Origin of the sequence: Flavobacterium channae (genome assembly GCF_021172165.1) — a bacterium.
Lineage (GTDB): Bacteria > Bacteroidota > Bacteroidia > Flavobacteriales > Flavobacteriaceae > Flavobacterium > Flavobacterium channae.
The window spans coordinates 2,299,528-2,325,781 of record NZ_CP089096.1 but is presented as its reverse complement, the minus strand read 5'-3'; the positions used below and the strand labels follow the sequence as shown (position 1 = coordinate 2,325,781).

The window sequence follows — 26,254 nt, the reverse complement described above, 5'->3', positions numbered from 1 at the left end:
AAATTCAAAATCCCGTAATTATAATGATTACGGGATTTTTTTATTTGTAGCAAACAGGAATTATTTCTCCTTTTGCTAAACAATATTTTTCTACTAATTCTGGAGTAATTGTTTTGGTGTAATCTACTTCATCAACTTTGAAACCAATGCTTCTTAATTTGTCAAAATAATCTCTTCCGTAAACTCTAACGTGGTCGTATTGTCCAAATATTTTAGCTCTTTCTTTTGGGTCAGTTATCGAATCATCTGCAAAAGTTATAGCTCTTGATAAGTCTTGCGGGATTTGAAAGATTCCCATTCCGCCAGGCTTTAAAACGCGATAAAGTTCTTGCATCGCTTTTGTGTCATCGGGAATATGTTCTAAAACATGATTACACAAAATAATGTCATACGAATTGTCTTCAAATGGTAAATTGCAAATATCAGCTTTTACATCAGCTAAAGGCGAAAACAAATCAGTAGTAGTGTAATCTAAATTCGATTGCTTTTTAAAACGCTTGTAAAATTCTTGCTCTGGTGCAAAATGCAATACTTTTTTAGGAGCCGTAAAAAAATCGGTTTCATTTTGTAAATACAACCATAATAATCGATGTCTTTCTAATGAAAGTGTACTTGGCGATAAAACATTATTACGTTGTGTTCCATAACCATAAGGTAAAAACATACGAAAGCTTTTCCCATCAATAGGATCGGTAAAACGATTTCCTTTTAATAAAAAGGCTAATATTGGTCGCACCACAATACTTAATCGAATTAAGATTGGACGAGGAATAGTATTTAATATAAGTTTAAATAGTTTTTTCATTTCATTAAAGTTATGGCGTATATAATTCCGAATACAATAGAAAAAAAGATAATTATTGCTAAATACATTGCTGCAAATATAAATATGTATTTAATGGCAGAAATAATACTTTGTTTAAGTGTTTGATTGTATAATTTTTTAAAAGCGTATAAGGTGAATGATATAAATAATAGCATGAATAAGATGGAATAAGTTCCAAATTTCATTCCTGAGAAATTCACTAAAATCACTTGTAAAATAAGCGAAATGAATCCTAAATTGGTTTGTAAATAGCTATTGAAAACCAAATGTTCAAAAAAGTTGTGACCTCTTTTGTAAAAAATGATATAACTAGTTAATGCATAAACCGGAATTAAAAGCAAAACAAAAAAGTTGTAATAGCTCATAATAGTTTCTACATAAGCATTCATGTCAATCTTTGGTGTTTTTGCAGCTGTATTTGCTGTTTTAAATCCACCCGAAAAACTTTCAGAATAATCGGTGATGATTTCCATTGGAAAGAATTTATAGAAAAAAACAGCTATTGTAGCATACAAAATAATGTATGAAAAAGGCTGAAAGTATTTTTTTCTAGCACCATTAATATAAGCCTCTAGCACATCTTTAGGGTTTTTGAATAAACCGAAAAAAGTTCTCCAGAAATTATTATCCCAACTAAAAAATGGACCAACAAACTCTTCCCAAGTTCCCCATAAAGAAAGTCTTTCATGTACTATTTTAGAACCACAATTAGAACAATAATTGGAAGTACTTTCAAGTTGAAAATCACAAGTTTTACAATTCATACATTAAATGAGTTATATTACAATACTAATGGTTTTTGTCTTAAGCCATCTTCTTCATTACTAACAATTCCTAAAGCTTCGTAGATATATGCAAAAGTTGATAATAATTCAGGTTTGCCATCTACAATTGCAACATCATGCTCAAAATGAGCACTTGGTTTTCCATCAGCAGTTGTTATAGTCCAACCGTCTTTATGTTGTTTAATGTTTTTGGTTCCCATATTAATCATAGGTTCAATAGCGATAACCATTCCGTTCACAAGTTTTTTTCCACGGCCACGTTTTCCATAGTTAGGTACTTCAGGATCTTCGTGCATTTTTCTTCCTAAACCATGTCCACATAATTCACGAACAACTCCATAACCATGACTTTCGCAATATTGTTGAATTGCATGTCCGATATCTTCAACTCGATTCCCAACTTTAGTTTCGCGAATTCCAACGTATAATGATTCTTTAGTAACCTGTAATAATTTTTTTGTTTCAGGAGCTACTTCACCAACTTCAAAAGTATAGGCGTGATCGCCATAAAAACCATTTTTTAAAGCGCCACAATCCACAGAAATAATATCACCATCTTGTAATGGAACATTGTTAGGAATTCCATGTACTACTTGTGTATTTGGACTCATACATAGAGAATTTGGAAAACCATACATTCCTAAAAAGGCAGGTTCAGCACCATGCGAACGCAAAAAGTCTTCCGCTAATTTGTCTAAATATAAAGTAGTAACGCCAGGTTTAATTTCCTTAGCAATCATTCCTAATGTTTTTGAAACAATCAAAGCACTTTCGCGCATTAATTCTATTTCTTCTAATGTTTTAATTACAATCATAATGCAAAATTTCGAAGCAAAAATACGAATTCAAGTTCAATTATAAGTACAATTTAAAAATTCAATTTTATTTTGTTTTAAGCAGTTATCTTTAATCTAAAACCGTTAACCAAATATGAGAATTGTCATATTTTATCCCTAAATTAGAAAGTAATTTTGCAGTATAAATTTCATTAGGTATGGGAAAATATGTAACTGCAGCTGAAGCTGTACAAGTAGTAAAAAGTGGCGATAGAGTTTACGTTCAAGCCGCGGCAGCTACACCAACAATCTTAACAAAAGCATTAACAGATAGAGCTTCTGAACTTAGAGATGTAGAAGTTTGTCATTTACACACCGAAGGTGATGCGCCTTATGCTAATCCTGAATTAGCCGATAGTTTTCATGTGAATTCATTTTTTATAGGAGCTAATGTTCGTCATACATTAAAAGCAGGAAACGGATCTTATACGCCAGTTTTTTTGAGTGAATTACCATTATTGTTTCGTAAAAATGTATTGAAGTTAGACGTGGCGTTTATTCATGTTTCTCCTCCAGATATTCACGGGTATTGTTCATTAGGAGTTTCAGTTGAAGCTTCTGTAGCGGCTATTGAAAATGCTAAAATTGTTATAGCACAGGTTAATCCAAATATGCCAAGAACTTTTGGTGATGGAATTCTACATGTTTCAGAAATTGATTATTTGGTAGAAGTTAATGTTCCAATTTATGCGCATGAAGTTGCTCCTTTTACAGTCGAGGAAGAGAAAATTGGAGCATATGTTGCTTCATTAATTGAAGATAAAAGTACGCTTCAAATGGGGATTGGTTCTATTCCAAATGCAGCCTTAAGTAAATTGACAAATCACAAAGATTTAGGATTGCATACCGAAATGTTCTCGGATGGTGTAATTGATTTAATTGAAAAAGACGTAATTAATTGTAATTATAAAGGTACTTTAAGAGGAAGAGCTTTGGCAACATTTTTAATGGGTTCAAAACGTTTGTATGATTACGTTAATGATAATCCGTTTATTGAAATGAAAGAATCTTCTATGGTAAATGATACGGCTAGAATTAGAAGAAACCCAAAAATGGTGGCTATCAATTCAGCTATTGAAGTAGATGTAACGGGCCAAGTTTGTGCTGATTCTATTGGTAGTACCATGTATTCAGGTGTAGGAGGACAAATGGATTTTATCCGTGGAGCGTCATTAAGTGAAGGAGGAAAAGCAATTATCGCTTTACCGTCAATTACAAAAAGAGGCGAAAGTAGAATTGTTCCTTATTTAAAACAAGGTGCTGGTGTAGTGACAACAAGAGCACATGCACATTATATTATTACTGAAAATGGAATTGCTGATTTATATGGTAAAACATTAAAACAAAGAGTAAATGAATTAGTTAAGATTGCGCATCCAATCCATCAAGAGTCAATTGAAAAAGCATATTATGAAATGACTGGTTGCCATATGTAATAAAAACAAGGTTAAAAAATCAAGAAAGACAATCATATATTTTTTTTCTTGTTTTTAATATTTTAAAAAAAAATGCAATCTTGTTGAAAATTTTTTAAAAAAATAACTATCTGATTTTTAAATTTTTACAAAAAATGATTCGTTTTTGAAAATAAACCAAACTTTAACCTTTTGGCAACATTAAATAGTCTACCTTTGTGGGGAATTAAATTTTTCATAGATGAACATTTTTGTAGGAAGTCTTCCTTTCAGTGTAGAGGAAGCAGATTTAAGAGGTTATTTTGAAGAGTATGGAGCTGTTGAATCAGTTAAAATTATCTCTGATAAATTTACCGGAAGAAGTAAAGGATTTGGATTTGTTGAAATGGCTAATGATGCTGAGGCTCAAAAAGCAATCGACGAATTAAACGGTGGAACTATCGAAGGTAGAAAAATCGTTGTTAACAAATCTGAACCAAAACCAGAAGGCGAAAGAAGAAGTTTCGATCGTAACTCTGGTGGAAGTAGAGGTGGTTATTCTAATAATAGAGATAACAACTCAAGAGGTCGTTATTAATATATTTTTTGGATATAAAACGCAAAAAAGCCTCCGTTTTACGGAGGCTTTTTTATTTGTGCTTTTCTGAGATTATCTTATTAAACTAAAATGCCCTTTAAATTCTTTAGTAACATTGTCTTTTGTGTATTCAATCGTAAACCAATAATCGGTTGAAGGAAGTGGTTTGTTGTTAAAAGTACCATCCCAACCATTACCATTCGGGTCTATTTGTTTCATTAATTTCCCATAACGATCAAAAATTCGAATTACAGCAGCATCTAATGCAGCACTTCCTTTGATATTCCAAGTGTCATTATGTCCATCGCCATTTGGTGTAAAGTAATTTGGATAATCAACAATTGTAAACGTTTCAGTAAGAACTCCACATCCGAATTTATTGATTACAGTTAAGGTGTAATCCCCACCAGGAATATTGGTAAACACATTGCTTTCTTGGAAATAAGTTCCATCAATTGAATATAAATAATCAGGTGATGCAGGGGCAACAATTGCAGTTACTGTATTTTCTGTATCAAAAGCTATTAATTCATCTGGTGTAATAGTTAATGAATTTGGTACAATTGAGTTTGCTGTACTTAAATTGAATATCGACGAACAGTTTGCAGCATTAGAAATATTAGTAACTTGAACAGAATATAATCCTACAGTTGATGTTACAAAAGAAGAATTGGTCTCACCACTAATTTCATTTCCAGGAATTGCATCGTGTCCATTAAACCATTGAAAAATATAATCCGTACTGTTTAATTGCGTTTTAATCTCAACCGGATAAGTAATGTTATTCAGTTGGTCAATACAAATTGTATACGGTTCGTTTAAAAGATGATTGAAAGGGTAAGGTCTTACATGCAAATCTAACTCTAAAATTTTAAAACAAGATTCACCGGTTTCGCTATCAATGTTTGTTCTACTGTTCAAACGAACATATATTTTTTGGAAGTTAATAGTTGTATTTAAAAAGTTGTTTGGATTAGAAATTCTGTTTGCATTTCCATTTGCTAATGCATCCACTAATTCTTTGTAATATCTAAAAGCAATTGTGTTAACTGGTGTAGCACCAGCCATTTGTAATTCTCTAGTTGTTAAATCAAAATATTCAAAGCCAGAATCGTTACATAATTCAATTGGTGTTGGGTTTGAATTGCTTCCAGGAAGTGACATCACAACTAAATTTAAAGTAGTAGTTGCCGCACATGAAAAGTTAGTTGGATCTACAACTTTACAAATAATTGTTGCAGTTGCACTAGTATAGCTATCAGGTGTTGCAATTGGATTGTTTGCTACTAAATCGGCATTATTTGCATAAAAAGTTACTTGATAGTTAGTGTTGCCATTTGTTATTTGATTAATTCTACTATTCAAATCAAAAGCAGCAGTTGTATCTCCACAATGACGGATTGGAGAAGGCTGTATAATTGTTGGATTTGGGAAAACCGTAATATTAGAACTTACAACTGAAAAACATCCTGTTAGAGAATCAAACAAACGAACAAATATTGTTCTAGTTCCTAAAGTTAATGGTAGTGAAACATTTTTGTTAATTACTAAAACATTATCACGTGCATTATCAAAAGTATTGAAATAAGAAGCTACAACTGTTGGGTTTTGTCCAGCAAGTGCTTCTCCATCTTTACTGTTTAATAAATACGAATCTAAAAGACATAAAGACTCATTATTTATTGTGTTTTGTAACGGCGCTTGAATTACAACTACGTTAAATGTACCAATTCCTTCACAACTTTGTGTTGTGTTCGAAATAACTCTTGTGTAAATTAAAGTTGTTCCAACAGGAATTTGACTAGCATTTGTTAGTCCGTTTAATCCTGTTGAAGCATCCGAAGTAGTCAAATGAAACGAAATTGATACATCAGAACTTGGGAAATATGTATTTTTTATTAAAACACGTTGAGCATCAAAATTGATGAAGCCGAAATTTTGATTCAATTCAGGGCATACAGCAGGAATGTCAGGATAATTAGCAACGCTTGTTGGATTAATTTGTAAAACAAAATTACCAATCCCAGCTGAAGTACAATTTGGAACTACATTTTCATTAACTGCTTTTACATAAATATTTTGTGTAAAAGGTGAACTTGTATTAATGTAGTTTGAAGGATTGTTGATTAACTGTGTTAACGCAATATCTGAATAAAAATAAAGAGTTAATCCAGGAGTGTTATTAGTAAAATAATTATACAATTGTAATAAGTTGGTTTCTGCAATTCCATCTAGAGTATTGTTGATGTAATCACATTGTTCCAAAGTTGTTAAAGCAGTATTAATTATTGGTTGTGCATTAATAGTAATTGAAACAGTGTTGGAAATATTATTACAAGTTCCTTGTTCAGTCGTTTCTAAATAATACTGTGAAGTTGTATTTAGAGCTTGATTGAATTTGTTTACTATATAAGCAGCATTTGTTGCGCCCAAAATGGCAACACCATCTTTAAACCATTGATAACTTAAACCACTATTAATTCCTGCATTTGTATTTGATGAAGTAATTGTGTAGCTGTCATTTTCACAAATAGTAGTATTAGATGAAATTTGAACATTTGGATTCGCTATTATTCGGATTACATTCGAATCGGTTACAGAACAAGGTAAATTACTTACTCTTACAAAATAATCACCAGGTAAAGTAGGAGTGAAGCTATTTGTAGTAGCTCCGTTTACTAATACATTGTTGCGATACCATTGATAATTTAAAACGTCAACAGTTGAGTCTAAATCGGCATTGTTTATAATTGTAGATGATAATATTGGGTTTGTATTTAAACAAACCGTATTAGTATTGGTAATACTTACATCTGGTTTTACGTGGAATTTTAAATCTGCTGTAGCTTCACTTTCTCTTAATCCAGTCGTATTCCCACTCGGATTTACCGTAATGTCATATGCTGTAGTAACAACTTTATAAATGCCACTTTCAGTTACTGTAATACTATTTGTTGCTGACGTAGAATTTGAAACTGTGCTTATTTGAACACCATCTTTATACCAAGTATAGTTAAATCTAAGATTACTTGGTGATCCTGGAAAATCAGTAATGTCAATTGTTGCGACAATTTCTTTAGTGTCAGGTTTGCAATAGTCTAAAGTAGTTAAAAGAGAACCATCTGTATTATTTAAAGTTACCGAAGAAAGGAAGTCACAATTCGTACTTCCAGTTCCTCCAGTTTGCGATACGGTAATATTTCCTGGTTGTCCCGAATAATTATCTATTACAATAACGTATAAATCACCTGCACTACTGTTTGGAATGTTAACTGTTTCAACAGCATCAGGTAAATAACTACAATCAACTTCGTTAGCAGGAATAAGTTGACTACAAATGTTATTTAAATTTTGAAAAGGACCCCATAATACAAAATCAACATCAGTACCAACGCCACTTAAATTTCGCTGACTAATTTGTAATACGACATTTCCTGGAGTGTCAATTTCAATAAAAAACCAAGTTGGTCCTACATATTGTGTAGGAATACAACTTGAATTAAAACTTTCACTATTTCCTCCAACAGAACTGCTAAAAGGAACGTTTGTTGCACAAGATTGGTAGGCTGTTGGATTTGCTGCTAATTGAGCACATGAAGACGCTCCTCCTTGACTATAAAGGTTATAGCTCAGGAATAGAAAGCAAATTAATAAAATAGAAACTGTTTTTTTCATCATAATAGTTTGGGGTCGCTAATTTATTAATTTTTAAATGAATAGTTATAAATAAAACGAATTACTTATTTTTTGTTGATTTTAATTAGGATTTGCTTGTGTTTTGAATAATCCAATAACTGCATTTAAATATCTGTTTTCTAATGAAATTCCATTTATTTGCGACGAAACTAAAGCGTTTTCTCTTGAGTTAATTACAAATAAAGAACTTTCTCCCATTTCAAACAATCGGTCTTCAGCATTCAATAAGGTAACGTAATCATTAATAAGCTTAGTATTATAATCCTGCTGTTTTTCAATTGATATTATTTCTTGCTGTTGTACTTTTATTTTATTTTCTAAATTTTTACGTTCAAATTGCAAACCAAATTCGGAATCTTGAATTTTTAATTTGGTTAATTTTAAGCTACCACGTTCTTTTCTCAAAAATAATGGGAATGAAAAGTTTAGCCCAATTTTATAATCTTCAAATCGATAATTATCAATATAACTTGGTTCAGACAAATAATTGTAACTCAAATCTAATTTTGGTAACAAAGCATTCACTTTTAATTTTCTTTCTACATTTAGTATCGCAATTTTTGCATCTAAAGCTTTAATTTTTGGATGATTGTTTAAATCTATCTCATTGAATTCGTTAATTTTAAGCGTTTCTTTTATTGTTTTTGATAATAAGTTTTCAGGATACAAATTTTCGTTTAATTCTAATGGGATGTTGTTTTCAAGCCATAAATAATTTGAAAGTTCTAGCCTTGCTTTTGTGAATTTTAATTTGGCTTCTTCTAAGTTTAACTTTCTTGTTTTTACGACAATTCCAGCTTCAACACTATCAATGGCAGGTTTGTCTCCTTCACTAATTAATTTAGCAACACCATTATATCGTATCAAAGCATTTTCTAAGTATTCTTCGTAAAGTTTTACTTCATCATGACTTCTTTTCCAATTAAAATAACTTATTGCTGCATCATGAATTACTTCGACTGCTTTAAGATTTCTTTCTGCAGTATTTAAACTGGTAACAATTTTAGCTTTTCTAATGTCGGCCATTCTTTGATTGATAAACAAGCCTTGTCCAACTGGAACTGAAATCCCTAAAGAAGTTAATCCACTATTAGGTAACGTGTTTTCAGGATTTACATAAATTCCTTCAGCATTGTCAAAGCCTGCTTTTAATTCAATTCCATACCATGTTGGGATTTTAAAACTGCTATTTAAAATCGAATAATATTCATTGTCTTTAAATTGCTTTTTATTATAATCTACTTCAATTTTTGGATCGAAAGCACCACGTGCAAGCATCAAATTTGCCTGAGCTTCATTAAGTTTTAAATCGGCTTGTTTTACTAAAGGATGGTATTTTTTCACATATCCTAGAAATTCATTAAAGCTGAATTCGTTAGATGTGTTTTGACTTAGTAAATTCAAACTCCAAAAAATGAAAATAAATAGTTGAAATTGTCTTGATTTCATTATTTTTTTATGTTTTCAGTTGTTGTAGGTTGATAAAAGTTTGGTGGGAAACCGTTTAATGTTCTCCATATTTCAAACCAAATTGGTACATCATCAAGTAACGCTATTGTTTGCGTTCCGGCTCCAATGCTTAGTTGTTCTGGCCATTTTTTATCTTCAGGATCTGGAGCAATCAAAACTCGATACTTTCCGTTAGCACTAATGAAATTTTCTTTGGCAACAATAACTCCACCAAAAGTTCCATAGGAAACTCCTGGCCATCCGTTAAATACAATTGTTGGCCATCCATCAAACCAAACACGAACTTTTTCGCCTTTATTTATTAATGGAAAATCCATAGGGTCTATGTATGTTTCAACAGCAATGTCATAATTGGCTGGCATAATACTAACAATAGATGTTCCTTCTTTAATAGTTTCTCCAATTCCTGATTGCAATGCTTTATTTATATATCCGTCTTGAGGTGCCGTGATATAATACAAACCATTTCTTATTTGGTAGTTTTTGTATTGGTTTTTTAATTTATTAACCTGTGCTTCTGTGTCAAATTGCGAACTCATAGCAGTTTGCTTATCGCTACTAGCTTTGGCATTTTTTTCCGCATATTCAGCACTTATACGATTCAATTCCATAGTAGCATTTAATACTTCGTTTTTGCTTGTTATGAATTTGTTTTCTTGCGTAATAATTTTTGCTTCTGTTTCTTGTAATTTCATTCGCTTTTCTTCAACATCTGTCATTGGTTTTAAACCTTCTTTGTTTAAATTAACAGAACGAGTATACTGCGTTTGTGCTATTTTAAGTTGGGTTTTGCTAGCTTCAAAATCAATACTATCACTTTGAACTTTTAAATATGCTTGTTTTAATTTGTTTTGAGCCTGTTTTAATTTTAAGTTTTTTTCGTTTTGAATAGCACTCATTTGTGCTTCTAAAGCTTTTACTTTGTCAGCATAAGATATAACAGCATTTTCTTTTGCTTTAACTTGATTGCCTGTATTTTCAATTAAATTAGGGTCTAAGTAATCTTCTTTGATTTCGGAAATAAACAGAATGGTATCTCCTTTTTTTACAAAATCACCTTCGTTTACATACCATTTTTCAATTTTACCTGCAATTACAGTTTGAATGGTTTGTGGTCGTTGATTTGGTTTTAAAGTTGTTACATTTCCATGACCTTGAATATTTTGTGTCCAAGGCAGAAATAAAAACAAAATCACTAATATTACAAATGCCCAAATAATTTTTCGAATTACTTTGTAATGCCTTTGCTCTTTAAAAATTTGTGTCGATTTGAATTGTTCAATTTTTACAAATTTGTCAATTCTATTTTTAGTTATGTTAAGCATGTCTTATAAAGATTTTAATTCTCCTTTGTCTAAAAGAATAGTTTGTTTACAAATTTGTTTCCAATAACTGTTTTTACTACTTACAATTATTGTCCAAGGATGTTTTTCGTCTATTAAATAATCTAAAATTTCTCTACAACTTTGTTCGTCTGATTTGTCTAAAGGATTTTCTAAAAACAATAATTTAGGTTGATTGATGATACATCTTGCCAAAACAATTTTCTGAATAGTTGAAGAGTTAATTTGTTTTCCTTCAGAAGAAATTCGCGTATCTAATCCTTTTGGTAACGATTTTATAATTTCTGTTAGCTTTAGTTTTTCTACCAATTCAAAAACCGTTTCCATTTTTACTTCAGGGTTATTACATGTAATGTTTTCTAAAATAGTTCCTTCAAAAGGCATTTCATGAGCTGTAATTATCCCTATTTTTGAACGATATTCGTCTGATGAGTATTTTTTATAATTTGTGTTGTTTATGAAAATACTTCCTGATGTAGGTTCAATTAAACGAGCTAACAATCGTATTAAAGTCGTTTTTCCTGATCCATTTTCGCCTAGAATAAGTGTATGTTGTTTTGGTTGTATGCTTAAGCTTACATTTTTCAAAATTTCTTTATCAGCTTTTGGATAGATAAACGAAACATTTTCAGTTTCAATAACAATTTTGTTTTTATCGACCAAGTAGTTTGAATTTTCAATATCTTCTTCCAATTCTAAATCCACTACAGAACCCAATTTTTCTAAGGAAGTTAAAACGTCATAAAACAATTCTAATCCTGAAAACAATTTTTCAACCGCTGTGATAATACTTAAGATAACAATTTCAGCTGCAACAAATTGTCCAATATTCATTTGTTGGTTAATAACTAAAAGTCCACCAATAATCAATAAACCTGCCGTGATTATAATTTTAAATCCAGTAAGCTGAATAAATTGTTTTAATAAAACTTGAAAATGACTTTCTCTTTGTTTTAAATATTCATTTACCAATTTGTCATTCTTATGAAGTGAAAAGTTGAAAATAGAATTACTTTTAAAACTTAAGTGATTTCTAGCTATTTCTTGTAACCAATGTGCGACTTTATATTTGTATTTTGATTCTTTTAAACTTGTTTCTAATCCGCTATTGAAATTCATTTTAAAGATTAAATACAACAAAAGAAGTAATACAATTCCGAAGAATATAAAGAAGGAATGATATAAGGATAGCAATATAATTCCAAAAAATATTTGCAAAGCTGCTCCCGAAATATCTAATAACAATTTAGTAAATCCTTTTTGTACAGTTAGAGTATCAAAAAAGCGATTGGCTAATTCTGGAGGATATTGACTGTGTAATTCGTTAAATTTAATTTTTGGGAAACGATAGGCAAATTCAAATGAAGAACGAACAAATATCTTTTGTTGTAAGTTTTCGGTAATTCTAAATTGCATGATTCTTAATAAACCTACAAAAGCTACACCTAATACAACTATGATTACCAATACAATCCAAGAAGTGCTTACTTTTCCGGCTTGTATAAAATTGATAATGGATTGAATTCCTAATGGTAAAGACAAACTGATTAATCCAGCGATGATGGAATACAAGAATATTTGATAAATATCTTGTTTGTCGATTAGAATAAGGTTTTTAAATCTTTTTAATGGTGTCATAGTAGTATTTTTTTAGCCATATCTGTATAGAAATCCACTGCGCATTCTTTTTCAGATAAATTGGTTATCGTTTTTAAATGATTTTTCAAGAAATGTTGATGTAAAGAACCTTCTACAATGCTAGAAGCTAAACTTTTTGCATACGGATATTGTGGGTTAACTTCTTGAATTATGGTTGTTATTTGATTAATGACTCTTTTGTAAACTAAGAAGAAACCTTCTTTGTTTTCGTTGTCAACTTCTTTCGTCATTAATGTTTTAGTAAATTCTTCCACAATGATTCTGTTTAAAACTTCTTCATTAATATGTGGAGTGGCATTGTCATCAACAACATTTTCAGTGACTAATTTGATAGCCTTTTCTAATTTTTCAATTGGATTGGAAACATTTGTGGTTGCAAATGCCATACGATATTCTATCCAAGACCAATACCAAGAAGTTAAATAAACTAAAAGCTTGTGTTTGTTTTCAAAATATCGATAAATAGAACTTTCATTCGATTGAATTCTTTCTCCTAATTTTTTAAAAGTGAAAGCTTCAAATCCAATTTCGTCAATTAATAAAATGCTATTTTTTAAAATATTACGACCAAGTTCTGAAGTTTCAGGGTCTTTTAAATACAGTTTTTGGTTTACTGTTATTTTAATATTAGAAAGAAAATTACTCATAATGCAATATTTATTATTGCAAATATAATAGTAATACTATTAATATATAAAAGTTTAACTTTTACTTTAGATTTGTTCCAAAAAAAATCCCGACTAAATCGGGACTCTTTTAATTATTTTTTAAACAAGGAGGTAGATTTTCCATCTTCACCATCTTTTCCATCTTCACCTTTTTGATTATTAGTCGTTCCGGGTTTTCCGTCTTCTCCTGGCTTACCGTCTTCTCCGTTTGATCCTTTAAAGGTTGTAGAACAACTAAGAGCTGTAAATACAATTGTAATGGCTAATATTCTTTTCATTATAAAAGCGAGTTACAAGTCATAACAGCAGGTTTTTCAATTCCCATTAAATCTAAAATGGTAGGTGCAATATCTCCTAAAACTCCATTTTGAATATTTTTTAATTCTTTATCAACTAAAATAATAGGAACAGGGTTTGTTGTATGTGCTGTATTTGGAGAACCATCTGGGTTAATCATGGTTTCGCAGTTTCCGTGATCGGCAATTATAATTGTTGTATAGTCATTATCTAAAGCTGTTTCAACAACTTCTTTTACACAAAAATCAACTGCTTCACAAGCTTTAATTGCAGCCGACATAACACCAGTGTGTCCAACCATATCTCCGTTTGCAAAATTTAAACAAACAAAGTCAACTTCCCCTTTTTTCAATTCAGTTACAAGTGCATCTTTTAATTCGTAAGCACTCATTTCAGGTTGTAAATCGTAAGTGGCCACTTTTGGTGAATTTTTTAGTATGCGAGATTCACCTACAAAAGGTTCTTCTCTTCCGCCAGAAAAGAAAAAGGTAACATGCGGATATTTTTCTGTTTCGGCTATACGAATTTGCTTTTTATTTGCTTTTTCAAGAACTTCTCCTAAAGTTTCAGTTACATTATCTTTATCATAAATTACATGAACATTTTCATATGTTTCATCATAATTTGTCATTGTAACATAATATAAATTCAATTTGTGCATGTTGAATTCATGAAAGTCTTTTTGAGATAAAACTTCAGTCAATTCTCTTCCTCTATCAGTTCTAAAATTGAAGAAAATTACAACATCTTCATCCTTAATTTTTGAAATAGGATTGTTGTTGTCGTCAACCATTACAATTGGTTGGATAAATTCGTCAGTAACGTCTTTTGCATAGCTTTCTTCAATACTTGCAACGGCATTCTTTGAATGAGTTCCTTCTGCATTTACAACTAGATCATAGGCAAGTTTTACTCTTTCCCAACGTTTATCTCGATCCATTGCATAATAACGTCCTATGATTGAAGCTAATTTAGCATTGGTGTTTTGTAAATAACTTTCTAAATCGGCAATGTATTTTGCTCCTGATTTTGGATCAACATCACGACCATCTGTAAAAGCATGAACAAACATTTTTTGAACGCCATTTTCTTGAGCAACATCGATTAAACCTCTTAAATGAGAAGTGTGTGAGTGAACACCACCATCAGAAACTAATCCTAAAAAATGTACTGCTTTGTTATTTTTTTTAGCATAGTCAAAAGCTCCCATTAATGGTTTTTCTTGACTCATTGTTTTGTTTTCAACAGCTAAATTCAATTTAGCTAAATCTTGATACACAATTCTTCCAGCACCTAAGTTCATGTGGCCAACTTCAGAATTTCCCATTTGACCTTCTGGTAAACCAACATTTAAACCATCGGTTCTTAATTGTGCGTTTGGATATTTTGTATATAAACTATCTATAAAAGGAGTATTTGCATTATCAATTGCAGAAACTTTTGGGTCAGGAGATTTTCCCCAACCGTCTAAAATCATTAAAATTACTTTTTTGTTCATTTTTGCGTGTTTGTACAAAGATAAACAATTGCTAATTTGTTGTGATAAATGAGGGCGTAAAATTGCGAAAACGATTAAGTAGTTTATCCTTTACTAATCCAATTTTTAGCTTGGTTATAATCAATGAAATAGCGAACACTAATCGAAAAGATGTGATTTAAATTATCATCGAACAAATTAGAAAAATTTGAACCAAAATCTTTATTAATTGTTCTATCAAATGTAGAAGCATTGTTACGATACAAAACGGACATTTGACTTCCTGGAGCAAACCACCAAGAGTAAGATAAGTCTAAATTCCAAGTACTAAAGTTTGAATTTCTGTTGCCTAAATATGTTGAGTTTGTTGACAAACTTCCATCTTCATTTAGATTGTTGATTTTATTGTTTTCTGCTAGCGACCAATAATGTCTTACCGATAAATTAAAATTCATTACACTACTAATAGAAAACTTGCTAGATAATGAATTAGTATAAGTATCTCTATTTCTTCTAGCGAAAATAATGTTTGAATCTTCAAAATCAATAAAACCAATATCATTTTGCTGTTTGAAATAGTTGAAACTATAAACTAATGAAAACTTATCGCTAAAACGGTATCTTGGACTAATATTTACTCCTGCTTCGTATCTGTTTTCGTTAATTACATGTGTTATGAAAGGTTCAAAATCAATTGCGAATTTGTTGTTATAATTAGAAGAAAAATAAAACCAACCACCAACATTTGTAGGATTTACAAAAAATCTATCCGCTACACGAGGCTCATAATAATCGTAATTTTTAAAAGGATTAAAGTTGATTCCTCCACCAAAAAAATGATTTTTCTTATTTGTAGAATTTAAGTTAACATTAAAATTACTCGATTGAATTTGGTTTGTTGGCGTGTAAAATTCAAAGTAAGAATTTAGGTTAATTCTAAAAGTGTTGAAAGTTTTGGTTGGATTTAAGATGCGATAGTTTGTATTTCCAGAAAAGGAATAGTAATTTGTTCTGAAATTTATTCCTAAATCGTTGATTTCAAAATCTTTTGACATGTATTCGCTTCCAACACTATATCTGAATTTTCCGTTTGTTTCTGCAAAATATAACGAAGCATTATAACCATTTTTATTTTCTACATCACTAATACTGCTCGACTTTAATCCACCAGAAAGATTGTATTTGTTAGTTTTGTTGTTTAGGTCAAATAGCAAACCTGTTACGTTTGCATCTCTGAAACTTCCGTTTCTTGTAACATTTGTATTAATGAAAGTTACAGAAGAATTTTGATTAAAACGTTGGTCAAAAACCATTACATTATAATTTGTCAATGGAGAAATTTCTACTTGTCGAGTAGAATTATCAACAGAATTTGTTGCTGTTGCCATTGTTTTTTCAGTAATGGCATTCAAAAAACCTATTCCTAATCCATCTTTGTCACGACCAGAAATTTTCAAGGCATTAACTAAGTTGATTGCTCCTGGACTTTCTACCGATTCATTTTCGTTAATATTTAAATTTAAATCTGGAGTTTGTCCAATTCTTCTCGAATACAAAAGATTTCCTTTGCTAAACATATCGGTTCCTTCAGTAAAGAAAGGTCTGTTTTCATTGAATTGTTGTTCAAATGGACCTAAGTTTAAAACCACATTATCAAATTTGGTTTGGCCAAAATCAGGAACTAAAATAGCGTCAAGAGTAAATGCATCGTTAATTCCATACTTGATGTCTAATCCGCCTTTTAATTCGCCTTTCGTCTTTTGAGTATCACTTCCAGAAAGATAAAAAGAAGAATAAGGAATTAAAAACAAGCGGGTAGGAGTTTTAATATTTTCTATACCAGTTAAAAGTCCAGCTTGTTGCGAAATAGCACCTATTTTATTGTCAATTGGACTCCAAGTGTATTTTTGTCTTTCTCGTCTAACTTCTCTAAAGAAATTAATTCCCCAAATTTGTTTTTCTTGTTCTGGAAAACGCAAAGCAGCATAAGGAATTTTCATTTCAATAACCCAACCAAAATCGGTTATTTTAGCATTGCTTTCCCAAATGGCATTCCATGAACCGTCTTCGCCATCTGTTGATGTGAAGTTGGTGTCTAGTTGTCCATTTGCAGCTGTTACGAAAAAACGAAATTCTTGTTGACCATCGTTATAACCATTGATAAAAACACCAAAAAAGTCTGATGTTCCTAAATCATCTCGTTCAACAAGTTCTTTTAAAATCTTTTCAGGATTTGGGTCGTATAGTTTTACACCTATATATACAGCATCGTTTGAGTACAATACTTTTGCTTCGGTTCTAAATTCTTCAGGTATTGGTGTTCCATTTTTTGGTTCTAAAGAAACAAAGTCAGTCGCTACTTCAGCTTTTGCCCAAGAAGTTTCATTTAATTCAGCATCAATTGAGATGGCTTCATTTATTTTAAAGGTTGAAATCGTTTTTTTTGTATGTGCAAAAGAAATAAGTACACCTGTAAAAAGAAATAAGAGTGTGATACTGAATTTGTTTCTCATGTGAATTTTTTAAAAAGCAAAATTATCGATTTATAATATTTGTCTACTTTTTTTATGTAATGTTTAACTTTTGTGCGAATTATCGACGAAAGGTTAAAATTTTCGACAAAATGCATAAAAAAGTTTGCAGGTTTAAAAATAATAAATATATTTGGCGCATTACAATAATGATGCAACTACAAGATTAACAATGATTTACAAATTTTTGCCCCTTATTTTATTTTGCATTTTTTCGTTTAAACCTTTAAATACTGCAGAGAATACAAGTGCTAAAGTAGAGAATACTGATCCTAAATTAATCGCAGCAAATGCTAAAGCGAGTTTTGAGGCTAAAAGTAAATCGTTCTATACGCTAATTGATGCTAATGGTTTTTCTTTACCAAAATTTGAAAGTTTTTTAGCTGCTTTTGAAGGATATGAGCAATTAAAACAACAGGGTAAAATTGAAAACGAAGTATTAACTATTGTAGATTTTAGTTTGTCTTCTACAGAGGAGAGAATGTGGGTAATAGATATGAAATCGCAAAAAGTTATCTTAAAAACTTTAGTTGCTCACGGAAAAAATTCTGGTTTAGAATACGCAAATGATTTTTCTAACCAAAACGAATCATTCAAAAGTAGTTTAGGTTTCTATTTAACAGGTGAAGTTTACAACGGAAAACATGGTTTGTCTTTACGTTTAGACGGAATGGAATATGGAATTAATGATAATGCAAGAAACAGAGCAGTTGTGGTTCATGGTGCTGACTATGTAAGTAAGTTGTTTATCAAAAACAACGGAAGATTAGGAAGAAGTCAAGGTTGTCCAGCTGTTCCTTATGAAGTTCACAAAGAATTAATTCAAACAATAAAAGGTAAATCTTGCATTTTTATTTACCACCCTTCTAGAAGTTATGTGGCTCAATCTAAATTAGTTTCATAAATGTTATTCTAATTTGACATTTATGTAATCACTTTTATTTGTTTGATTTGCTTAATCGTGAGTTCTTAATTTTTGAAATAAATCTTTATCGAGTTCGTAAATGTCATCTCTAAATTGAAGTTTGCCATTTTCCATCCAACTCGTCCAATAAAATAAATAAACATTTACAGTATCTTTTACAGATACTGTTTTTGTTTTCTCCAGTTTTAAAATTGAATCAATTTCGCCTTTGCTCCATTTTTCTGGATTGATTTCCGTTAAAATTTGTTTGGTTAAAACCAAAGGATTTTCAACTCTTACGCACCCAGAACTCAATGAGCGATATGTTTTTACAAAATAATCGCGATGGTTTGTATCGTGCAAATAAACCGAATGACGATTTGCGAAATTGAATTTTACCAAACCTAACGAATTGTTATAACCTGGTTTTTGAACATATTTGTAATTATTCGCTTTTGCCGGATTCCAATCGTATGGACTTACTTCTTGCCCTTGACTGTTATAAATAGTCAATTGACGCGATGGAAAATAATTTCTGTTTTTAGATGCAGAAGGCGTTAAATCTTCTTTGATAATTGTGGGAGGAATGGTCCATGTTGGGTTGAAAACAAAATTGGATAATTTTGAACTCAAAATTGGTGTTTTTCTTTTTGGTGTTCCTACAACAATTCGATGTGATGCCACAGTATCATTTTTTATTACATACTGTAACATATAATCTGGAATATTAGCTATTAAATATTTTTCACCTAAATCAAAAGGATACCATCTCCAGCGTTCTAAATTGGCAAAAATTTGTTCTATACGTTCGCTTTTGGTGGTGTTTAATGCTCTCAAGGTGCCAATTCCAATAACGCCATCTTGAGCTAATCCATGACGCGCTTGAAAACGTTTAACTGCTTTAAAAGTAATTGAATCGTAAGCCCAAGTAATTATGCTGTCTTTGTTTTTATAGTCTTTCCAATAAGCTAATCGTTTCTTAATTTTTACCATTTCAGGTAAAGTATCGTTTAATTCGATTTTATTTTTAGTAGTGATTTTTTCAAAAGGAACATTTGGGAATTTGTCAATTTCTAAAAGACTTTGTTTTAATAAGTGATAAACAATATGATTAGGTTTCAATTCTTTAAAAGAAGATGCAATGGTTTTTTCCTTTATTGAAGTTTCAAGAATAGGAGAAAGTGCAATTTCTTTTGGTTGTAAATCCCAATCTTTATAAAGTTCTTTAGGGTTTAGTTTTCCTTTATGTAAATGATTGGCAAGTTTGTCAAAAGTTTCGGTCAATAAAATGTCGTATTTGACAATTTCATCATCTTTAAGTTTATCTCTTTTGCTTTCTAAATCTTCAATAATCTCAATTTCATAATCCTTAGGATTTAATCCTTCTTGATAACAAAATTTGATTTCATTTATTAAATCTTTTCTGTTTTCATCCAAATACCAAATCTCATGAAAGTTGAACTTTTTGTAATACAATTTTACGCTGTCGGATTTTTCAGAAAGTAAATCAGGATGTACAGGTCGGATGATAATATTTAAAACAGTATCTTTAATAATGCTATTATCAAAGGCAATTGGTTCGGTTTCTTTTTTACAAGAAATTGTAGAGAATATAATAAGTAGAAGTAAAATTTTTTTCATAAAAGTTGCAATTGCGACATAAATATAAGAAGAAATATTCAATTATTTTTTCTGTATTTTCTTATACATCACAAAATGAATGCCAACATCTGGAATTTCAAAAGAATCTCCAATAATTGTATAATTTAGTTTTTTGTAAAAAGGAATAGCACTTTCTCTAGCATTAAACCAAATTAATTCTGTATTCAAATCTAAACAGTAGTCTTCTGCGGCTTTTACTAATAGCGCTCCATATCCTTTTCCTTGATAGTTATCCAAAACGGCCATTCCTCTTATTTGAAATTGTGGTTCTTCTGAAAATAATGGATTTCTTTCTTTAAAAATAGATATGATTCCGATGAGACTGTTTTCTAAGTATAAACCAAAATGAGAGGTGTCTAAATTTTCATCACCTTTAAAATAACAAGTTTCTATTGGTTTTCCTTTTCTTAAAACTTCGTTTCGTACAGGATAAGTTTCTTTTGCTTCTATTTTTTTAATTTTCATTATTGTGTAACTTGTTAAAAGTTAATATTTTAAGTAATGTAGTTGATTTTAGGGTAAATTTACTGCAATTGCTTTGAAAAAAATATGCAAAAAAATTTGCAATTAAAAAAACTTTTAAAGTATATTTGCACCCACAAAAGTAAACGCTTTTGTAATGCGGAAGTAGCTCAGTTGGTAGAGCTCCAGCCTTCCAAGCTGGTTGTCGCGAGTTCGAGCCTCGTCTTCCGCTCAAAAACAAGATAAAGTTTTAAAAATTATCACCTGCGGAAGTAGCTCAGTTGGTAGAGCTCCAGCCTTCCAAGCTGGTTGTCGCGAGTTCGAGCCTCGTCTTCCGCTCAACAAAAAGCCTTGCATTTGCAAGGCTTTTTTATTTTACTTCAATTCGTTTAATTCTGTTTCAGGAGCTACTTCAAATGGAACTTCATTTTTCTTGAAAATTCGAGCAGTTAAATTTCCTTTCAATTTAATTGAATCTCCTTTTACAGCTAACCAACTCCCTTCTCGTAATCCTACAACAGGTTGTGGATTAAAATGATGAAATTCATTAATTCGAGTTTCTCTTGTTTCTCCCATGTGAGTAGAACCTTCAATTGGATCTAAATAATGTGGATTAATATTAAACGAAACAAATCCTAAAGTTCTAAAGCTTGGCGGATATACAATTGGCATATCGTTAGTCGTACTCATGGTTAAACCACAAATATTACTACCAGCACTGGTTCCTAAGTACGGAGTTCCGTTTTTTACCACTTTTTCTAAAGAGTCTATAACATTGTTTTTGTATAATTGACTAACTAATAAAAAAGTATTTCCGCCCCCAGTGAAAATTCCTTGAGCATTTTCTACTGCTTCTGTTGGATTTTCAAATTCATGAATTCCTTTTACTGTAATATTAATTTTAGCAAATGCTTCGCTGACTTTTTTAGTGTAATCATAATGTGAAATGCCGCTTGGTCTTGCGTAGGGAATAAAAAGCAATTCTTTTACATTCTGAAAAAAGGATTGTAATTCAGGTAATAAATAATCTAAATAGGCTCCTCCATGTAATGTTGAGGTACTCGCAATAATAACATTTTTCATCTAATGGATTTTTTTACAAATTTATTAATTTGAATTAACATAAGTTTATCATCTTGTTAGGATTTCATTTTGAGGAGAAAGGAGTAAATTTACATTACAGTAATTATATATACATGATAAAAAAATTATTCTTCTTTTTTTTAATTTTTCCAGTTTTAGGTTTTTCTCAAAATGATACTATTATAAAAGGTAAAATAGTTTCGGAATCTAACCTGTTAGAAGATATTCATGTTATTAATTTAACTGAAAACAAAGGGGCTGTGACTGATTCTAGAGGTTACTTTCAAATAAAAGCAAAGATTTCAGATACTTTGCAGTTTAGTGCGGTTAATTTAAAAGCAACTCGATACGTTATCAAAGAAAATGATTTGGCTAAACAACTTTTGTTTATTCCTATGGAATCATTAATTAATGAATTGGACGAAGTTGCAATAATTCATTACAAAAACATCAATGCTGTTTCATTAGGAATTGTTCCTGCTAATCAAAAAACCTATACACCAGCCGAACGTAAATTAGCTGCGGCTGGAGATTTTAAATGGTATAGTCCTTTGTTAATTCCTCTTGGAGGGATGAGTGTTGATGGATTGATTAACTCTATAAGCGGAAGAACGGCCATGCTAAAAAAAGAGTTAGTAGTAGAACGAAAAGAATTATTGCAAGCCAAAACTTCGGATTATTTTGAAAGAAAATATTTTGTTGAGACTTTAAAAATTCCAGATGAATTTGTAGATGGTTTTCTGTTTTACATTGTAGAGAATGAAAAATTTGTAAATGCCATGAAAGATAAAAATAAAACCATGGCTACTTTTATCTTATCTGAATTAGCAACTGAATATTTAAAATTAAAAGAATCAGAACTTTCTAATACTCCTAAAGATGAAAAATAACTACTTGTTTTTGGTGTTTTTTTTAGCACTTCAAATGATGTTTGGCCAGCATATTGAAAGAAAAATTTTGAAAGGTCGAATTGCTTCTGATTCTATAGAAGTTGAAAATTTGACAGTTTTTAATATTACTTCAAATGTTGGTGCTGTTACAAATGTTGATGGTAAATTTTCAATTAAGGCAAGAGCAACTGATACGCTTTTTATTCAAGGACTTTCTGTTGATTCAAAAAAATACGTTTTAACAGATAAAGATTTTTGGTTAGAAGAATTGGAAATTAGATTACAAGTTCGTGTTACAGAATTAAATGAAGTAGAAATTACACCTTATACGTTAACTGGTATTGTTGAAGAAGATATAAGACGAATTCAAGTATATGGTGATGGTTTTACTAAAATTGATGCAAAGGCTGTTAAATATTATGAAGATGACGTTAGAACTGGAACTCCTGTAAATACAGCTATGCCAAGTCATTTTGTACCAAATGGTTCGAATTTTAATTTTCTAGCAATAGGTGCTGGATTAGTAAGTTTATTTGTTAAAAATAAAAATTCTAAAAAACACTCAGAACAAGTTTTTGAAGAAAGAAGACAACGAGACATTCAAGCTAAATCTTTTTCAGATCATATGTTTGAACGCTTTTCACATAACTTTTTTGTCGAAACATTAAAAATTAAACACGAAGAAATTCCATTATTTTTACAATTTGCTGAATTACCGCCAAAAGACTTGTCATTGTTTTTGAAGGCTGAAAATGAACTTCAATTAATTGAGTACTTAACCAAAAAAGCAAAAGAATTTAAATCTGAAAATAAAAAAGATTAATTACTATTTTTACCGAATGAACAAGAAGTTATCCCGATTTTTTTTGCCAATAATTTTGCTAACGTTTTTAAGTGCTTTTGCATGGCATAAATTTTACGTTTCAGTTTCTCAAATTGATTATGTTCCAAAAAAGAAACGTATTGAGATAACTACAAGAATTTTTATTGATGACTTAGAAAAGGCATTGGAGAAAAAATACAAGAAAAAAGTTTATTTAACATCTAAAAGAGAATTGCCAGAGGCTGAAACTTTAATTAAAAATTATTTAAAAGAAAATATTAAAATTTCAATCAATAAAAAGCCACAAGATGTTGAATTTTTGGCAAGAGAAGTAGAAGGCGATGTGTTAATTTTTTACTCTAAAATTGCTATATCAAAAAAAATAAATACCTTAGAAATCTTTAATTCACTGCTAACAGATATTTATAGTGAACAACAAAATATTGTTCATTTGAATATAAATAGTAACAAAAACAGTCTTTTGTTTACTAATAGTGATACGCAACAAAAAATAGACTATTAAAAGAAACTAAATATTATGAACAAGTCAATTTTATTTGGTGCTTTTTTAACCTTAATTTTTGCTAATGGAGCTGTTGCTCAAGATGCTAAAACGGAAGATAAAAAGCGCGAATCGGGACATTATAACGAGAATAAATTCCGTCAAATGTATGATGAAATGGCAACTCCTAATATGTTCAGAACAGCTTCTGGTGCTCCAGGACCTGAATACTATCAGCAAAAAGCCGATTATAAAATGAACATCGAATTAGATGACAAGAATAAAAAGCTTTATGGTTCTGAAACAATCACTTATCACAACAACGCTAAAGAATCGTTAGAATATTTATGGGTACAATTAGATCAAAATATCGAAAGACCTGATTCTAAAACACCATTAATAGAAAGTCAAAATATGGATAAGGCCATTTCAACAAGTGGTTTTACAAAAAAATATATGGGAAGCCCTTTTCAAGGTGGTTTTAATATCGAATATGTTAAAGATGCTAAAGGAAATCCAATGAAATATACCATCAATCAAACCATGATGCGTATCGATTTGCCTAAACCATTGAAAAATGGCGAAAAAGTTTCGTTCTCAATCAAATGGTGGTACAATATTGTAAATTACATGGAACAAGCCAATAATGGTCGTTCTGGATATGAGCAATTTCCTGATGGAAACCGTTTGTATGTAATGGCACAGTTTTTTCCAAGAATGGCTGTTTACAATGATGTAGAAGGATGGCAAAACATGCAATTCTGGGGTAGAGGTGAGTTTGCTTTAGCTTTCGGTGATTACGAAGTAAATATTACAGTTCCTGCTGACCACGTTATGGAAGGAACAGGAGTGTTACAAAACAGAAGCGAAGTTTTTACCGCAGAACAAGTAAAAAGATGGGAATTAGCAGAGAAAACTTTTGATAAGCCAGTAGTAATTGTTACCCAAGAAGAAGCAATTGCTAAAGAAAGTAGCTTTTCTGATAAAAAGAAAACATGGAAATTTAAAGCACAAAACGTTCGTGATTTTGGTTTCTCAACTTCAAGAAAATTTATAATTGATGCTATGGCAGTAGATTTGCCAACTAACAAACCATTAGCAATTTCAATTTATCCAAAAGAAGCAAATCCACTTTGGGGTGATTTATCTACAAAAGCGGTAGCACATACTTTAAAAACGTATTCTCATTTTACATTTGATTATCCTTATCCAAAAGCAGTTTCAGTTTCTGCAGAAGATCAAGGAATGGAATATCCAATGATTTGTTGGAACTACGGTCGCCCTGATGAAAAAGGTTTTGTGAGTGATAGAATTAAATATGGAATGTTAGGTGTTATTATTCACGAAGTGGGACACAACTTCTTTCCAATGATTGTAAATTCAGATGAAAGACAATGGTCTTGGATGGATGAAGGTTTAAATACATTCTTAGAATACTTAACTGAAACTTCTTTCGATCCAAATTTCCCTGCATCTAGAGGTCCAGCTAAAAATATTGTACCTTACATGAAAGGAAATCAAAAATATTTAGAGCCTATTATGTCAAATTCTGAAAATATTTACAACTTTGGAGCTAATGCTTATGGAAAACCAGCAACAGGTTTAAATATCTTGAGAGAAACTATCATGGGTCATGAATTATTTGATCATGCATTCAAAACATATGCGAATCGTTGGAAATTCAAACACCCAACACCAGAAGATTTCTTTAGAACTATGGAAGATGCTTCTGCAGTAGATTTAGATTGGTTTTGGAGAGGTTGGTTCTATTCAACAGACTTTACAGATATCGGAGTAAAATCAGTTAAGCAATATTTTGTTTCTACAGAAGCTACAAAAGAAACACAAGCATTATTCAATAGAAGAGGTAGAAAAATTAGTGATGGTGAACCAATGCTTTATTTAGTTGCAGAAGATGCTCCTGATTTTAAACCTGAATTGAAAAAAGCAATGGATATTAATAGTGTTCAAGCACTTTCTGACTATGTAAATAAAAATTATACAGCTGAAGATAAGAATGCTTTAAAATCTCCTAAATATTTCTATGAAGTAGAGTTTGAAAAACCAGGAGGATTAATCATGCCAATTATCGTAGAGCTTCAATTTGAAGACGGAACTAGTGAGATTCAAAAATTCCCAGCGCAAATTTGGAGAAAGAACAATGATACCGCTAAGAGAGTTTTCGCAACGGAGAAAAAAGTGGTGAAAATTCAAATCGACCCAAAATTAGAAACAGCCGATGTTGATGTTGAAAACAATTATTGGCCTAAAGCGGAAACAGTATCAAAATTTGATACATTAGATAAAAAATAAGAATTAAGACTATCTTCGGATAGTCTTTTTTTTGA

Annotated in this window: 21 protein-coding genes and 2 tRNA genes; 9 read left to right on the top strand and 14 right to left on the bottom strand. The window is 30.8% G+C overall.

The features are described from left to right. Positions 1-40: 40 nt before the first annotated feature. The 3 genes from LOS89_RS10800 to map are packed head-to-tail and all read right to left on the bottom strand — an operon-like array spanning position 41 to position 2,426. The gene (locus LOS89_RS10800) at positions 41-805 is read right to left on the bottom strand and encodes a class I SAM-dependent methyltransferase (RefSeq protein WP_231835258.1); all 765 of its coding nucleotides are present in this window, start codon (positions 803-805) and stop codon (positions 41-43) included. Then, entirely contained in the window at positions 802-1,590 is a 789-nt protein-coding gene (locus LOS89_RS10795) for a DUF3667 domain-containing protein (RefSeq protein WP_231835257.1), read from the bottom strand. The genes LOS89_RS10800 and LOS89_RS10795 overlap by 4 nt, the downstream gene beginning before the upstream one ends. Before the next feature lie 17 nt (positions 1,591-1,607). Then, positions 1,608-2,426 (bottom strand): type I methionyl aminopeptidase, encoded by an 819-nt coding sequence (gene map / locus LOS89_RS10790; protein WP_231835256.1) that lies wholly within the window; start codon positions 2,424-2,426, stop codon positions 1,608-1,610. A gap of 179 nt (positions 2,427-2,605) precedes the next feature. On the opposite strand from map, the gene LOS89_RS10785 reads away from it, so the two are divergent. Further along, complete coding sequence (locus tag LOS89_RS10785) at positions 2,606-3,883, top strand: acetyl-CoA hydrolase/transferase family protein (protein WP_231835255.1); 1,278 nt, start codon at positions 2,606-2,608, stop codon at positions 3,881-3,883. A 220-nt stretch (positions 3,884-4,103) separates the two neighbouring features. Then, complete coding sequence (gene rbp / locus LOS89_RS10780; protein ID WP_231835254.1) at positions 4,104-4,439, top strand: RNA-binding regulator; 336 nt, start codon at positions 4,104-4,106, stop codon at positions 4,437-4,439. Between the two features lie 72 nt (positions 4,440-4,511). Here rbp and LOS89_RS10775 read toward each other — a convergent pair whose 3' ends face one another. From LOS89_RS10775 to LOS89_RS10740, 8 genes are all read right to left on the bottom strand, one after another. Next, entirely contained in the window at positions 4,512-8,117 is a 3,606-nt protein-coding gene (locus LOS89_RS10775) for a T9SS type B sorting domain-containing protein (RefSeq protein WP_231835253.1), read from the bottom strand. 78 nt (positions 8,118-8,195) lie between these two features. Further along, a complete protein-coding gene (locus LOS89_RS10770) occupies positions 8,196-9,584 on the bottom strand; it encodes a TolC family protein (RefSeq protein WP_231835252.1) in 1,389 nt (462 codons plus the stop codon). Beyond that, the gene (locus LOS89_RS10765; protein ID WP_231835251.1) at positions 9,584-10,930 is read right to left on the bottom strand and encodes an HlyD family secretion protein; all 1,347 of its coding nucleotides are present in this window, start codon (positions 10,928-10,930) and stop codon (positions 9,584-9,586) included. Before LOS89_RS10765 ends, LOS89_RS10770 begins: the two co-directional genes overlap by 1 nt. A gap of 3 nt (positions 10,931-10,933) precedes the next feature. After that, entirely contained in the window at positions 10,934-12,586 is a 1,653-nt protein-coding gene (locus LOS89_RS10760) for a peptidase domain-containing ABC transporter (RefSeq protein WP_231835250.1), read from the bottom strand. After that, positions 12,583-13,254, bottom strand: coding sequence for a TetR/AcrR family transcriptional regulator (locus LOS89_RS10755; protein ID WP_231835249.1), 672 nt, complete (start codon positions 13,252-13,254; stop codon positions 12,583-12,585). The genes LOS89_RS10760 and LOS89_RS10755 overlap by 4 nt, the downstream gene beginning before the upstream one ends. Positions 13,255-13,367: 113 nt before the next feature. Further along, positions 13,368-13,553 carry a hypothetical protein gene (locus tag LOS89_RS10750; protein WP_231835248.1) on the bottom strand — a complete coding sequence of 62 codons (186 nt, stop codon included), beginning with the start codon at positions 13,551-13,553 and terminating at the stop codon, positions 13,368-13,370. Continuing rightward, complete coding sequence (gpmI, locus tag LOS89_RS10745) at positions 13,553-15,070, bottom strand: 2,3-bisphosphoglycerate-independent phosphoglycerate mutase (RefSeq protein WP_231835247.1); 1,518 nt, start codon at positions 15,068-15,070, stop codon at positions 13,553-13,555. Before gpmI ends, LOS89_RS10750 begins: the two co-directional genes overlap by 1 nt. Positions 15,071-15,153: 83 nt before the next feature. Continuing rightward, a complete protein-coding gene (locus LOS89_RS10740; protein ID WP_231835246.1) occupies positions 15,154-17,562 on the bottom strand; it encodes a DUF5916 domain-containing protein in 2,409 nt (802 codons plus the stop codon). A gap of 190 nt (positions 17,563-17,752) precedes the next feature. Here LOS89_RS10740 and LOS89_RS10735 point away from each other — a divergent pair, with 190 nt between their 5' ends. After that, on the top strand, positions 17,753-18,484 hold the full coding sequence (locus LOS89_RS10735) for a murein L,D-transpeptidase catalytic domain family protein (protein WP_231835245.1): 732 nt from the start codon (positions 17,753-17,755) through the stop codon (positions 18,482-18,484). 51 nt (positions 18,485-18,535) lie between these two features. Here the strand turns inward: LOS89_RS10735 and LOS89_RS10730 are convergent, their stop codons facing one another. Together LOS89_RS10730 and LOS89_RS10725 are read right to left on the bottom strand one after the other, a co-directional pair. Further along, positions 18,536-20,125: a L,D-transpeptidase family protein gene (locus LOS89_RS10730; protein ID WP_231835244.1), complete on the bottom strand. Its 1,590-nt coding sequence runs from the start codon at positions 20,123-20,125 to the stop codon at positions 18,536-18,538. A 42-nt stretch (positions 20,126-20,167) separates the two neighbouring features. Next, positions 20,168-20,611 carry a GNAT family N-acetyltransferase gene (locus tag LOS89_RS10725; protein WP_231835243.1) on the bottom strand — a complete coding sequence of 148 codons (444 nt, stop codon included), beginning with the start codon at positions 20,609-20,611 and terminating at the stop codon, positions 20,168-20,170. 156 nt (positions 20,612-20,767) lie between these two features. Between LOS89_RS10725 and LOS89_RS10720 the strand changes: the two genes are divergently transcribed. Then, positions 20,768-20,840, top strand: a tRNA-Gly gene (locus LOS89_RS10720). A 34-nt stretch (positions 20,841-20,874) separates the two neighbouring features. Beyond that, positions 20,875-20,947: transfer RNA gene (locus LOS89_RS10715), tRNA-Gly, on the top strand. Between the two features lie 36 nt (positions 20,948-20,983). Here LOS89_RS10715 and pepE read toward each other — a convergent pair. Beyond that, on the bottom strand, positions 20,984-21,691 hold the full coding sequence (pepE, locus tag LOS89_RS10710) for a dipeptidase PepE (protein WP_231835242.1): 708 nt from the start codon (positions 21,689-21,691) through the stop codon (positions 20,984-20,986). A 113-nt stretch (positions 21,692-21,804) separates the two neighbouring features. Here pepE and LOS89_RS10705 point away from each other — a divergent pair, with 113 nt between their 5' ends. From LOS89_RS10705 to LOS89_RS10690, 4 genes are read left to right on the top strand one after another with little or no spacing between them, the layout of a single operon-like run. Further along, on the top strand, positions 21,805-22,581 hold the full coding sequence (locus LOS89_RS10705) for a carboxypeptidase-like regulatory domain-containing protein (RefSeq protein ID WP_231835241.1): 777 nt from the start codon (positions 21,805-21,807) through the stop codon (positions 22,579-22,581). Next, positions 22,571-23,404, top strand: coding sequence for a BamP family beta-assembly machinery protein (locus LOS89_RS10700; RefSeq protein ID WP_231835240.1), 834 nt, complete (start codon positions 22,571-22,573; stop codon positions 23,402-23,404). Before LOS89_RS10705 ends, LOS89_RS10700 begins: the two co-directional genes overlap by 11 nt. Positions 23,405-23,420: 16 nt before the next feature. Further along, entirely contained in the window at positions 23,421-23,927 is a 507-nt protein-coding gene (locus LOS89_RS10695; RefSeq protein WP_231835239.1) for a DUF6702 family protein, read from the top strand. 15 nt (positions 23,928-23,942) lie between these two features. Then, positions 23,943-26,219: a M1 family metallopeptidase gene (locus tag LOS89_RS10690; protein ID WP_231835238.1), complete on the top strand. Its 2,277-nt coding sequence runs from the start codon at positions 23,943-23,945 to the stop codon at positions 26,217-26,219. The last annotated feature ends 35 nt before the right edge of the window (positions 26,220-26,254 follow it).